This is a genomic window from Vreelandella azerica (genome assembly GCF_013112225.1).
Lineage (GTDB): Bacteria > Pseudomonadota > Gammaproteobacteria > Pseudomonadales > Halomonadaceae > Vreelandella > Vreelandella azerica.
The window spans coordinates 310,322-321,978 of sequence record NZ_JABFHI010000004.1 but is presented as its reverse complement, the minus strand read 5'-3'; the positions used below and the strand labels follow the sequence as shown (position 1 = coordinate 321,978).

The 11,657-nt window shown below is 57.1% G+C and carries 12 protein-coding genes; 2 read left to right on the top strand and 10 right to left on the bottom strand.

Features of this window, described 5'->3' with window-relative positions:
• Positions 1 to 23: 23 nt before the first annotated feature.
• Complete coding sequence (gene fadA, locus HLB35_RS11585; protein WP_171702691.1) at positions 24 to 1,202, top strand: acetyl-CoA C-acyltransferase FadA; 1,179 nt, start codon at positions 24 to 26, stop codon at positions 1,200 to 1,202.
• 148 nt (positions 1,203 to 1,350) lie between these two features.
• Here fadA and HLB35_RS17905 read toward each other — a convergent pair whose 3' ends face one another.
• The 8 genes from HLB35_RS17905 to HLB35_RS11560 all read right to left on the bottom strand — a co-directional run bounded on the left by HLB35_RS17905 (position 1,351) and on the right by HLB35_RS11560 (position 7,335).
• Positions 1,351 to 1,533 carry an IclR family transcriptional regulator gene (locus HLB35_RS17905; protein WP_268895913.1) on the bottom strand — a complete coding sequence of 61 codons (183 nt, stop codon included), beginning with the start codon at positions 1,531 to 1,533 and terminating at the stop codon, positions 1,351 to 1,353.
• Complete coding sequence (locus tag HLB35_RS11580) at positions 1,533 to 2,120, bottom strand: IclR family transcriptional regulator (RefSeq protein WP_268895912.1); 588 nt, start codon at positions 2,118 to 2,120, stop codon at positions 1,533 to 1,535. The genes HLB35_RS17905 and HLB35_RS11580 overlap by 1 nt, the downstream gene beginning before the upstream one ends.
• Positions 2,121 to 2,245: 125 nt before the next feature.
• On the bottom strand, positions 2,246 to 2,947 hold the full coding sequence (locus HLB35_RS11575; RefSeq protein ID WP_171702690.1) for a sarcosine oxidase: 702 nt from the start codon (positions 2,945 to 2,947) through the stop codon (positions 2,246 to 2,248).
• Complete coding sequence (locus HLB35_RS19120; RefSeq protein WP_479694266.1) at positions 2,871 to 3,929, bottom strand: aminomethyl transferase family protein; 1,059 nt, start codon at positions 3,927 to 3,929, stop codon at positions 2,871 to 2,873. The genes HLB35_RS11575 and HLB35_RS19120 overlap by 77 nt, the downstream gene beginning before the upstream one ends.
• Complete coding sequence (locus tag HLB35_RS11570) at positions 3,892 to 5,886, bottom strand: 2Fe-2S iron-sulfur cluster-binding protein (protein WP_479694265.1); 1,995 nt, start codon at positions 5,884 to 5,886, stop codon at positions 3,892 to 3,894. Before HLB35_RS11570 ends, HLB35_RS19120 begins: the two co-directional genes overlap by 38 nt.
• Positions 5,883 to 6,173, bottom strand: coding sequence for a sarcosine oxidase subunit delta (locus tag HLB35_RS11565; protein ID WP_171702689.1), 291 nt, complete (start codon positions 6,171 to 6,173; stop codon positions 5,883 to 5,885). The genes HLB35_RS11570 and HLB35_RS11565 overlap by 4 nt, the downstream gene beginning before the upstream one ends.
• Positions 6,174 to 6,188: 15 nt before the next feature.
• Entirely contained in the window at positions 6,189 to 6,446 is a 258-nt protein-coding gene (locus tag HLB35_RS17900; protein WP_268895911.1) for an FAD-dependent oxidoreductase, read from the bottom strand.
• Complete coding sequence (locus tag HLB35_RS11560; RefSeq protein WP_328731688.1) at positions 6,409 to 7,335, bottom strand: FAD-dependent oxidoreductase; 927 nt, start codon at positions 7,333 to 7,335, stop codon at positions 6,409 to 6,411. The genes HLB35_RS17900 and HLB35_RS11560 overlap by 38 nt, the downstream gene beginning before the upstream one ends.
• 528 nt (positions 7,336 to 7,863) lie before the next feature.
• Between HLB35_RS11560 and HLB35_RS11555 the strand changes: the two genes are divergently transcribed.
• Entirely contained in the window at positions 7,864 to 8,772 is a 909-nt protein-coding gene (locus tag HLB35_RS11555) for a DNA-binding protein (RefSeq protein ID WP_171702688.1), read from the top strand.
• On the opposite strand, the gene HLB35_RS11550 is transcribed toward HLB35_RS11555, so the two are convergent.
• Both HLB35_RS11550 and HLB35_RS11545 read right to left on the bottom strand, forming a co-directional pair.
• The gene (locus HLB35_RS11550) at positions 8,769 to 9,848 is read right to left on the bottom strand and encodes an extracellular solute-binding protein (protein ID WP_171702687.1); all 1,080 of its coding nucleotides are present in this window, start codon (positions 9,846 to 9,848) and stop codon (positions 8,769 to 8,771) included. The genes HLB35_RS11555 and HLB35_RS11550 overlap by 4 nt on opposite strands.
• Positions 9,835 to 11,553: a chloride channel protein gene (locus HLB35_RS11545; RefSeq protein ID WP_171702686.1), complete on the bottom strand. Its 1,719-nt coding sequence runs from the start codon at positions 11,551 to 11,553 to the stop codon at positions 9,835 to 9,837. Before HLB35_RS11545 ends, HLB35_RS11550 begins: the two co-directional genes overlap by 14 nt.
• Between the last annotated feature and the right edge of the window lie 104 nt (positions 11,554 to 11,657).

Sequence of the window (11,657 nt, the reverse complement as noted above, 5' to 3'; positions counted from 1 at the left end):
CCACCGCACAGAGGAGATTGAAAATGAGTTTGAACCCGAGAGATATCGTGGTGGTTGATGCAACCCGTACCGCCATGGCCAAAGCCAAGCAGGGTGCCTTTCGCCATGTTCGCGCTGAAAACCTGTCAGCCGCTGTCATGCAGTCTCTGTTTGATCGCAACCCCAACCTTGATCCGTCAGAAGTGGATGATGTGATCTGGGGGTGTGTCAACCAGACTCTGGAACAGGCCATGAACATCGCCCGCAACGCGGCGATCATGACCGGCATTCCCCGCTCTGTGCCTGCGCAGACGGTCAATCGGCTGTGTGGGTCCTCCATGAGCGCCCTGCATATTGCAGCGGCGAACATCAAGGCGGGTATGGGAGACTTCTTTATTATCGGCGGCGTTGAGCACATGGAGCATGTGCCCATGACCCACGGCGTGGATGTTAACCCGGCTGCCAGCAAGCATGCCGCCAAGGCCGCCATGATGATGGGCCTGACGGCAGAACTGCTGGGCAAGATGCACGGCATCAGTCGCGAAGATCAGGACAAGTTTGGCGTGCGTTCCCACCAGCGCGCTCAGGCGGCGATGGAAAACGGCTACTTTGATAACGAAATTGTTGGTGTGGAAGGGCATGATGCCAAGGGCTTCAAGGTGCTGGTGAAAAACGACGAAGTGATTCGCCCGGAAAGCACCCTGGAATCCATGGCGGCTCTGAAGCCGGTGTTTGATCCGCGCAGCGGCACCGTGACCGCTGGCACCTCATCGGCCCTTTCGGTCGGGGCTTCTGCCATGGCGGTAATGAGCTATGAGCGTGCCCAGGCATTGGGCCTGACACCCATGGCCAGGGTTCTGTCAACCGGTGTAGCTGGTTGCGATGCGTCTATCATGGGCTATGGCCCGGTGCCTGCCTCCAAAAAGGCGCTGAAAGCTGCTGGACTCAAAGCTGACGATATCGACACCGTTGAGCTTAATGAAGCCTTTGCTGCGCAAGGCCTACCCGTATTGAAAGATCTTGGCTTCCTCGATGCCATGGATGAAAAGGTCAACCTGCACGGTGGCGCGATTGCCTTGGGGCACCCCTTGGGCTGTTCGGGCTCGCGTATCTGCACCACCTTGCTGAACGTGATGAATCAGCAGGACACGTCACTTGGCCTGGCCACCATGTGTATTGGTATGGGGCAGGGCGTCGCTACTGTGTTTGAACGCCTGAAATAAACGCGCCAGAGCGCTATGGTGGCGCTTTGAACGCAGCATAAGCCAGCCATCTAATGTGGCGGTATCTTGACAAAAGATGCCGCCATTTTTGCGTCAGGAGCAGGCGTTTTTAACGGCCGTTTTGAACAGCTTTTGTAATACCCGTTTTTTAACAACCCAGTTCAAAGGAAATACGCCCTGCAGTATCGAGCAGCTGTCCCTTCAGCGCGCTGATGTGGTCATCGCTACTCATCAGGGCGTCAGGGCCTGAAATATTGATCGCGGCGACGATATTCCCTTGATAGTCCTTCAGCCCGGTGGCAATGGCGGTGGCATAGTCAGAGCGGTGCATCACCCAGCCGTTGGCGCTATCCTGGATAACCGTCTGTTTGAGTTCAGGCAGGGTGCGGGGGCTGGCGCCGGATAGCCGTCCAGACGTACGTGTTGATAGAGCGCATCCAGCTCTGCTTCGTCTAGAGCGGTAAGCAGCACTCGCCCCATGGCGCAGCTATGGCAGGCAATGCGGGTGCCCACCGGGATGTTCACCGATAGCCGCTGAGACGCAAAGGAGCGGTAGATATACACCGCTTCACGGCCCTCGCGTACGCTGAGATGACAAGACATGGATACCTGATTGCGCAGGTTATTCAGGTGCGGCATGACGATATCGACAATATCCCGACTGGCCAGGTAGCTAAAGCCCTGGGAGATTACCTGAGGGCCCAGCTGATAGGTGTTCTTGGCGACCTTTTCAAGATAATGCATCTCGGTCAGAGTCGACACGATGCGGTAGATGGAGGCTGTAGTGACATCAAGGGCGTCAGCAAACTCCTGGGTCGTAAGAACCCGATGCTGGCTGTCGAACAGCTCAAGAATTCTAAGACCGCGATAGAGGGCGGGAACCGTATAGTCGTTCTCTTTGCTGGAATGTTTCGCCATAAGCGTGATGAGGCTCAGCTGAAGGGTAGGGAGATTAAAACGGCCGGGTATTGTTCCAGACCGTTTTGATTGCGCGCTATTTTAAGGGGCGCTTGGTTGGCTGACTAGCATGGCGCACCACCGCATCAGCTTTCCAGCGCGTGCTGCAAGGCCGTCACGCTCAAGGGCTGGCCGTCAAATTCCTGCATTGCATCCAGCATCACCGACCAGAAATAACAGGCCAAAGCCGTGTCGACCAGCAGATAGAAGCAGGCACCGGCATTAATGACGATGGCGTTGGCGCGGGCAACCGCAGTTTGCGCCACCTGGCCCGGCGCAAAGACGTTCGGGCGCATATCAACACCGCACAGTTTGGCCATCACTGCGCTGATGTGTGGGCCGCTCAAGGCCAGCCAGGCGTGGGTGTCCTGGCGGGGCAGGCAGTACACGCCGCTCTGGTGAGAAGGCCATTGTGTTTCATGCTGGCTGATTCGCTGGCCTGCATCCGCAAGGCTGCCCAGGAGCAGATATTCGCTGGCGGAAAGCCGTGCCACCAGGCTGCCATCCGGCTGCTTTACCGCCTGGTTCGGGGCTGATGGCAGCTGATAGCCATGCTGAGTGAGAAAACCTGCCGCCTTCTGGCCACGCACCCCAAGGCGAGCCAGCGCAGACAGATCTGACAGGCTGCACTGGGTGAGCCGTGCAACATTTGCCTCCTTGCTATCATCCGGCGCTCCCTCAACGGCATAGCCATTCAGCGGTTGCCAGTGGTCATTTCCTGAGCGGGCCTGATGAAGGTGGTAAAGCGGCGTGCGCTTGGGAGCAAGAGCCTCTTGTAGAGTCGCCATGGTTACATCTCCTGTCGGCTGTTCTGGGCATCGTAGAAAGGTCGCTTGACGACCTCGGCGTTGACTTCTGAACCACCTTCGACACGGATGGTAATCTGGCTGCCGGGGATTTATCAGGGTTGGCATAGGCCAAGCCAATAATGCTCTCCAGGGTGGCCGAGTATTCACAGGAAGTGACATTACCGGTGATATCCGGCCCGTCGAGTACCAGATGGCCTTCCAACGGTTGGGCGCTGGAAGCGGGCAGCTGGAAAGCCACCAGGCGGCGCTTGGCAGGCTGGCTTTCGAGGATATCCACGGCGCGGCGGCCAACGAAAAACGGTTTCTTACGGTTGACGGCCCAGCTCATGCCAATCTCGCCAGGGTGGCTCATGCCGTCGGTATCCTGGCCGATGATGACATGGCCTTTTTCAAGGCGTAACAGGCGTTGGGCCTCAACGCCGAAGGGGCGGATACCCAGTTCGGCACCGGCTTCCATCAAGAGGTCCCAAAGGTACTCGCCGTAACGCGAGGGTACGTGCAGCTCATAGCTGAGTTCACCGACAAAGCCAGTGCGCATTATGCGCGTTGGCGCTTCACCGATATGACCTTCACGCAACTCCAGATAGGGTAGCGCCTCTGCACTGAGGTCAACGCCGGTGCACACCTTTTCAAGCACCTGGCGTGATAATGGGCCAGCAATGTTCACTGCGGCATATGCCGAGGTGACATTGGCAATATCAACGTCCAGCCGCCACTGGGCATTCCACTGCAACATACTCTGGAAGACGCGGCCGACACCACTGGTAGTCGCGGTCACGTAAAAATGATCGTTAGCGAGGCGGCAGGAGACGCCGTCATCAATGACCACGCCCTGTTCGTTGGTCATGGCCGCATAACGCGTTCGGCCGACCGGCTGTTTGAGAAAGCCGAATGTGAAAATGCGGTTAATAAACTCTGCCGCATCAGGCCCGCGAATCTCGATCCCCCAGGGTCGAGACATCAATCAGCCCGACGCGCTGCCGGACCTGCTGGGCCTCTTCCTGCATGCACTGATGACGGTCAAGGCGGCCATCTGCGCAGGGGTAGTACGCCGGGCGTTGCCAGTCGCCGGCGGGCATCATTTTCGCCCCCAGTTGCACATGGCGCTGGTGCATGGTGGTCATCCGGTAGGGATCAAAGCTTCGCCCGGCAAGGTGCGCCAGGGTTTCGGCGCTAAAGGGCGGGCGCGCCGTGGTGACGCCGGTTTCACTGACAGAGCGCTGGGTGGCATCAGCCACCAGCCGCGCAGTTGGCAGCGCCGAGTGGCGGCCCTGGGAAGGGCCCATGCCAACGGTGGAAAAGCGTTTGACCAGTTGCACATCTCGGTAACCGTGGCGAGTGGCGTTGACGATATCGCGGATCTGCAGGTCTTCGTCAAAATCGACAAATTCCTTGCCCTTGGGGTGGGCGAAAATAGGCCAGGGAAAGTTGACCTGTTTAGCGGGCGGCCCTATGGGCGCCGTGCCCGGTGTTGGCAAGCCGAGGCTTAACAGTGCCTGAGTAGCCGCGTAGGCGCCGTCCTGAATCACCTGATCCAGATCATGCAGGCCATTAACCGAACCAGCCACGTATAAATGCTGGGGCAGGTTGGACAGTGAGAACTCAGCGGCAGCGTAGTTATAGCTGAGCTTGCCGCCTGCCTGGCACACCAGCTGATAGACCGGCATGTAGCCTGCGGTCATGCACAGCAGATCACAGTCAAGGGTAATGCTCTCGGCTGCAACCTCACCACGCTGGCTTATACGGCGTATATCAACGCCTGTCACCCGGTGCAGGTGCTTATCGCTCAGCGCTTCAAACACCGTGTGTTCATGATACAGCGCAATGGCGTGTTGCTTGAGCGTTTCCACCAGCGACGCATCCGTCGGGCCAGAGCGCATATCGACCAGAGCGGCCACCTTGACGCCTTGCTCGTGCAGATCAAGAGCCGCAAAATAGCCATCATCATTGCCGGTGAGTACCACCGCGCATTGCCCTGGGCGAACGGCGTAATGGCGCATCAGGCGCTGGGCGGCGCTGGCCAGCATGACCCCTGGCAAATCGTTGTTACGAAAGATGACGGGCTGGTCGAAGGCGCCGCTGGCGACGATGCATTCCTTGGCACGCACCTTGTACATCCGCTTGCCCTGAATGACCGGCAGGTAGTTGTCGGTAAACCAGCCATTGCAGGTGGCATCAACGAGCACCCGGATATTGGGGTGGGCTTCCACAGCCGCGACCTGTTCCTGACGCACCTGTGAGGCGCGATGGCCCTGCGCATCGAAACGGGCATACGTCAGCGCACCGCCGAGCAAGGGGGATTGTTCGACCAGCAGTACCTGAGCGCCTGCCTCGGCAGCGGTCAAGGCCGCGTTGAGCCCGGCAGGGCCACTGCCCACTACCATGATGTCGGTAAACAGGTAGGCCTTGTCGTGATAATCACCGCTTGCCTTGAGGTCAAAGCGTCCTAGTCCGGCTTTTTTGCGAATCAGCGGCTCCCAGACTTTCCAGGCACCCTTGGGCTTATAAAACGAGCGGTAATAAAAACCCACCGGCATGAATTTCGAGAACTTGCCAAGCCGCATGTCACGGTCATGGTCGAGGCTGCCGTTGTAGTTCTGACCTGTGGCGTTCAACCCCTCAGAAATAGGGTAGGTATCGGCCAGCACGTTGGGTTCATCGGGCAGCTGCACCAGGGTATTGGCATCCTGGCCGGCCATGGTCAAGGGGCCGCGCGGGCGATGGTACTTGAACGAGCGCGACAGCAGGTAGCGGCCATCCGCCGCCAGGGCGCTGGCGATGCTGTCGCCCGCAAAACCTTGGTAGCGCACCCCTTCAAAGCATATTTCAACCGCTGCCTGACGGTCGATATGGCTGCCCATGGGGGCGGGTAGGCGCGTTGAAGCCGTCTGGGAGTCCGTGGCGTCTTGGTGGCTCATGCGTCGGCCTCCTGTGTGGAAAATTCAACCCGCTCCCGGAAGATTTCCTGAGGGTCAAAGGTGCGCAGAATATCGTCCGTAACGGTATGCCGTTCGGCCAGAAACCAGTAGCTGGACGCCGCATGCATCCACCACTCGGTGACAACGCCTGCGGTGTTGTCGCTGTAAAACACATAGCCTGCCCATTCCCGGTCGCTACAGGCGTCGGGCATTGGCTTTAGCTCGCCGCCATAGATGAACTCACTGATATTACGCGGCCCGTTGAGCGGGCAATGCATGACTTTCATGGAACCTGCCTCCCGTTAGTGGCTGGCCGCTGTCGCGCCCATTTCGTTGACTTGCTGGAAGTTGGCAAAACGTTCCAGCTGGAACGGCTTTATCAGTGTGGGCACCTTGCCTCCACTGGCGACCAGTTCGGCCATGGTCTTGCCGCAGATAGGCGTGGCCTTGAAGCCCCAGGTGCCCCAGCCGGCATCCAGGTAATAGTTCTCGACCGGACTTTCGCCCATGATCGGGCTGTAATCAGGGGTCATGTCTGTAATCCCGCCCCATTGGCGCATCAGTTTGGCCTTGGCCAGGAAGGGAAATCTCGATGCCACTGGCAATCAGGCTTTCTTTCATTTCCAGTGTGGAGCGGGTGTTGTAGAGCGGGTAAGGGTCTGAACCGCCGCCGAAAACTACTTCCCCTCGGCTGGTCTGCTGCACATAGCAGTGCAGGGCAGAGGAGCTGACCAAGGGGTCGAGAAAGGGCTTTACTGGCTGGGTGACCATGGCTTGCAGCGGATAGCTGACGATAGGTAGGCGAAAGCCCGCCTTCTGGGCCAGCACCGAGCTGTAACCGGCCACGGCCTGGACGGCGCAACCACACTGGACGGTGCCACGATTGGTTTTGACGCCGGTAATTTGCCCGCCCTCGATGATCAGATCCTGAACGTCGGTCAACTGATGGATTTCCACGCCACGCTTGGCGGCTTCCTTGGCATAGCCCCAGGCCACGGCATCGTGGCGGGCGGTCGCGCCGTCGCGGTGCCAAAGGCCTGCCAACACCGGCAGGTGTCCCGGGTCGAGGTTGAGTGTCGGCACCAGTTCCTGAATCTGCTGGCGATCGATCATCTCGGTGTGGCCGCCGAAATGCTTGTTGACTTCAGCCCGCTGACGGAAGGCGCGCACGGTCGCATCGGTGTGCGCCAGGGTCAGCTGGCCGCGCTCGGAATACATGATGTTGAAGTCAAATTCGTTTGAGAGGTTCTGGAACAGCTTGACCGACTCGCTATAGAACCTGACCCCTTCCGATGTTAGGTAGTTGGAGCGGATCACGGCCGTATTACGCGCCGTGTTGCCGCCGCCAAGGTAGGCCTTCTCAAGTACGGCTACCTTGGTGATGTTGTGATATTTCGCCAGGTAATAAGCGATGGCCAGGCCGTGACCTCCACCACCGATGATCACCACATCGTAGGAGGGCTTGAGCTCTTTAGGGGAGGCAGATCCACATCGACCGGGTAGTCCGAGGACAAGCCGTACTTCAATAATCCAAAAGGCATGAGAGCCCTCCTGTAGTGCATCGATTAAGGACTGGCCCAGCGTTAACGTCAGCAGTGGTAATCTAGCCAGTTCATTGTTGTAGGTGCCGTTATTTTTTTATATGAGTATTTAAATTCATATATGTATTTAAAATGGGTTAATTTTATATTTTGTTCGTAATTTTATTCATGAAGAAGATTATCTTTATATTTAGACGTTTGTCGAGCCGAAAATTGTCCAGCGTCGTTGAGAGATCAGCATGCGTCGATGGATGATCTTCATCAGCAATTCTGGGTTGGACGAGTAGTCAGGCTTATAAAGAGGGGGCAGTTGAAGGGCGGTGTTATAATGACTTATGAAGAATCAGGTAAATTCAAAATAACATTTCGTATTGTATTTAATACGATATGAAATACTATTAAGCCTTTACGAATATGGCTATCACGGAGACGTCTCATGCCTCGCCCCGGTATCACTTATGAACAGGTCGCCCAGGCGGCCAGCATATTAGTCGAGCAAGGCAATAAACCCACCATACAGCGCATTAGAGATGAATTGGGAGCGGGCAGCCTGAACACTATTCATCGCCACCTGCGCGACTGGAAATTAACCCGGGCCCCCGTCGAACGTAACCCTATTCAGCTGCCTGACGCCTTGATCCGCACAATAGCCGATGAAATAGAGCGCCAGGTGTCGGTAACGCGGGCTGAAGTGGAAGCACAGGCCCAGGAGTCACAGCAAACCGCTGATACACTGGCAGAAATCGGTGAAGAACTGGAGGCTCAGGTTGAGCAGTTGCTGTCTCAGGTCAGCCGTCTGGAAGGCGAGCGTGATGATGTCATTGAAGATCGTGATACCGCACAAACAGAGGTTGAGCGCCTGGGTAAAGCACTGAATGAAGAACGCCTGGACGTCGAGAAAACGCGAGAGGCTCTCACCCAGGCTCAAGCGCGTATCAAACTGCTTAGCGAGCAACGTGACGAATATTATCATACAAGCATGGAAAACCAGCGCAAGCTTCAGGCGATTGAGCGTCTTCAACGTACCACCGAGCGTGCCAAGGCGGCTGCTGAAGCCAAGCAGGCCGCTGCAGAACACAATGCAATTGATCAACGCGAGGCCCTGAAAGCAGAACGCCAAGCCCGCAAGCAAGATGCTGACGCTGTGCGTAAGGAGATCGCCCAGATGCGCAACGAGTGGAAAGAGCGCCTGACGGTTCTGGAGCAAGGCGTTCACAGCGCCGAGCAGCGCGCCATCGCCGCTGAACGGGCACGCTCCAAAGTGGAGATACAGCTAAAAGCGCTCAAGAGCCAGGATGGTGTCAGGCCGCCGGGTAAGCGGCGTTTGATGAGCAAAGACGGTTAGGGGCTGCATCCTGATTGCCACTGTTCGAATCGCTTATGTAAATGGTCTCGCACCCGTGCGTACCAGCCAACATCCTTGGTGATGGCCGTCTGGTTGTTATAGGGGTGTGTAGGTATGTGTGGGCGAATATCAAAGCCGTCAGGGTGTTTATGCAGCAGCGCCGAGGCAGAGTGGCGGGCGGGGCCATAGGCAATACGCTCTGCGACGGCGGCCAGTCGTTGGGTGCTGGTGGCAAAGCGAATAAATTGCTGAGCGGCCGCTTGATTGGTAGCCGACGTTGGAATTGCCCAGGTCTGATGCTCTTGTATCTGGCTGTCCCATATAATCTGAATCGGGCTGCCCTCGGCAATGGCGGCAAAAAAACGTCCGTTATAGCCAGATGCCATGACTGCCTCACCGCTTTCCAGTAATTCCACTGGTTCGTTACCAGCCTGCCACCACAGTGTGTGTGACCTGAGCGTGTCAAGGCGTTCAAATACCAATCCCATGCCCCGAGGCGTACTCAGCAGTGGGTAAAGGGATTCGCGGGGTACATCAAAAGAACGCAAAGCCCACTCAATATTGGCATCGGGGATGTCCTGGAGGGCGCGCTTGCCCGGAAAATCCTGTAAATTGAACAGGTCATGTACGCGGCTGGGAATAAAGCCTTTGAACGCTCGGGTATCGTAGGCAATCACGGTGGCGTACAGAAGATGGGTCAGCGCACATTCACTAAAAGCGCTGTCAATAAAGTCGCGCCTGGCGGGCGTGCCATCAGCGCCATCAGGCAGGTCATCAAACGTCAGAGGGATAAGCTGCCCTTGTTCGCATGCGGCCATGGCAGCGTTTTTGGTCATGTCGATCAGATCGGGCGGCGTAGCCTCAAGTATTTCCAGTCCACCGCTATACGGCACTGTTTTTACTTGAGTGCCGGTAGCGGCCGTAAAGGGTTCAAACAATACTTCTTCAAGTACCGCCTGGTAGGCACCGCCCCATGAAGCCACTACCAGAGGTGTTGGCTGGGGCTCTGGAGAAGCGGCTGCCAGCACAGGCAAGCTGGTTGAAACGCATATCAGCCAAATATTAATTAGGCGCATATTCCTCCCGGCGCATATCAGCCAGAATATCCAGATAGGCGCGAATCACATCCGATTCAACAACAGCCCCAATCAGGCGATATTGCCTGTCGACAACCGGTACCCGCTCGCCCACAAATTCACGCAGGGCCTGCATGCTTTCCCATAGAGGGGTATCGCTGTACAGGTAGAGGTCGTCCGGCGGGGCGTATTGGCGGGCTTCATCCTGTGGCGCTGCGCTGATTAGCGCGTGCAGGTGCACGGTGCCAAGGTAGCGGCCAGCAGCGTCTACCAGATAGGCTTCTGCGACCTGCGCCTGGCTCATTGCCAGCATGGCGTCATTGACGCTGGCGCGCGGGCTGAGTTGCAGACAGCTCGGGTTGATCAGTGCTTGCAGCGTATGGGCTGTCAATAGCGCCTTACTGCGCCCGCCGGATAGGTCGATGCCGCGTTGATGAAGCTGGCGATCAAACAGAGAGCGCCCAAACAGGCGTGACGTGGTCAGGCTGGCAAGCGCCACGCTGCTCAATGCGGCAATGGTCAAGGGATAGTGGCCGGTCATCTCGAATACGATGACCACTGTGGTCATGGGCGCGCCAATTACCGGTGCGGTCACCGCCACCATGCCGCACACGGCATACACCACCACCGCTGAGCTGTTGACTCCGCTTAACGTGGCAACCAGGCTGCCGAACAAGGCCCCGAACAGACTGCCAATCAGCAGGGCGGGGCTGAATACACCGCCTGCAAAGCCCATGCCGAGGCACCAGGCGGTGGCCAGTATTTTCAGTATCAGCAATATCGCCAGCTCCCAGCGGCTAAAAGCTTCATCAATCAGTGCAAAGCGCAGATTTTCACCACCTGTGCCGAGAATTTCAGGAAACCATAGCGCCACAACCCCCAGCGCTGCGCCAGCAAATGCCGGCCGGGTGATGGCTGGAATCGGCATGGCGCTGGCGCAACGCCCAACCCAGAGGATGGATTGCATATAAGCTACGGCCACCAACGCGCTGGCCATACCAAGCAACAGAAAAAGCCCGAATTCCCAGAAATGCAGGATTTCGGCGGATTCGATCTGCAAAAGAGGCGGTTGAGGAAGAATGGTATTGGCAGCCACATAGCCAACAATCGAGGCAACGGCGATAGGCGCCAGAGCGCGCAGCGAAAAATGGCGCAAGATAACTTCCTGAGCAAACAGGATTCCCGCAATCGGGGCATGGAAAATGGTCGAGATAGCGGCGGCCACGCCGCAGGCAATCGCGATATTACCCATGGAAATGTCCATGCGGAAAAGCCGTGACCATAGTGAGCCTAGCAAGCCGCCAAGATGCACCAGCGGGCCGTATTGGCCCACTGAAGCGCCACTTCCCAATGAGAGCAGGCTGGCAATACCCGATAAAAGCCCTGGCTGGGTAGCGGGCACTCCTTGGCGAGTCTGTACGGTCGCAATGATATCCGGTGGGCCATGAAAGCGTTTTTCATCAATAAAGTGTCGGATAATGCCCACGGCCAGCCCACCTAGTGCGGGCACCATCACGGTGGCTATCAATAACAGCCATTCGCTGCTTGCCATCATGCGGCTGCGCGGTGAGATCAAGAGGCTATCGTTCATCCACAAGATGCCGGCCACAAAGAAATTGGCAATCACCGCCGCAGACAAGCCAATCAGGATACCCAGGCCGGCGACATAGCTGGTTCGCAGCAGCGTGTTTAGCGTTGCCTTCATCCGCATTCCCGGACGCTTTTTTGAGTGGTTATGTTTGCTTGCATTATTATGAGTGTAGCCAGAATATCCTCGTGCCTGAATAGTTGAATAACAACATACGTTAA

Bases quoted from the DNA above. Each gene is read 5' to 3' on its own strand.
- fadA (WP_171702691.1), top strand. From the start codon at position 24: ATGAGTTTGAACCCGAGAGATATCGTGGTGGTTGATGCAACCCGTACC.
- HLB35_RS17905 (WP_268895913.1), bottom strand. From the start codon at position 1,533: ATGCACCGCTCTGACTATGCCACCGCCATTGCCACCGGGCTGAAGGAC.
- HLB35_RS11580 (WP_268895912.1), bottom strand. From the start codon at position 2,120: ATGGCGAAACATTCCAGCAAAGAGAACGACTATACGGTTCCCGCCCTC.
- HLB35_RS11575 (WP_171702690.1), bottom strand. From the start codon at position 2,947: ATGGCGACTCTACAAGAGGCTCTTGCTCCCAAGCGCACGCCGCTTTAC.
- HLB35_RS19120 (WP_479694266.1), bottom strand. From the start codon at position 3,929: ATGTCTCGACCCTGGGGGATCGAGATTCGCGGGCCTGATGCGGCAGAG.
- HLB35_RS11570 (WP_479694265.1), bottom strand. From the start codon at position 5,886: ATGAGCCACCAAGACGCCACGGACTCCCAGACGGCTTCAACGCGCCTA.
- HLB35_RS11565 (WP_171702689.1), bottom strand. From the start codon at position 6,173: ATGAAAGTCATGCATTGCCCGCTCAACGGGCCGCGTAATATCAGTGAG.
- HLB35_RS17900 (WP_268895911.1), bottom strand. From the start codon at position 6,446: ATGCGCCAATGGGGCGGGATTACAGACATGACCCCTGATTACAGCCCG.
- HLB35_RS11555 (WP_171702688.1), top strand. From the start codon at position 7,864: ATGCCTCGCCCCGGTATCACTTATGAACAGGTCGCCCAGGCGGCCAGC.
- HLB35_RS11550 (WP_171702687.1), bottom strand. From the start codon at position 9,848: ATGCGCCTAATTAATATTTGGCTGATATGCGTTTCAACCAGCTTGCCT.
- HLB35_RS11545 (WP_171702686.1), bottom strand. From the start codon at position 11,553: ATGAAGGCAACGCTAAACACGCTGCTGCGAACCAGCTATGTCGCCGGC.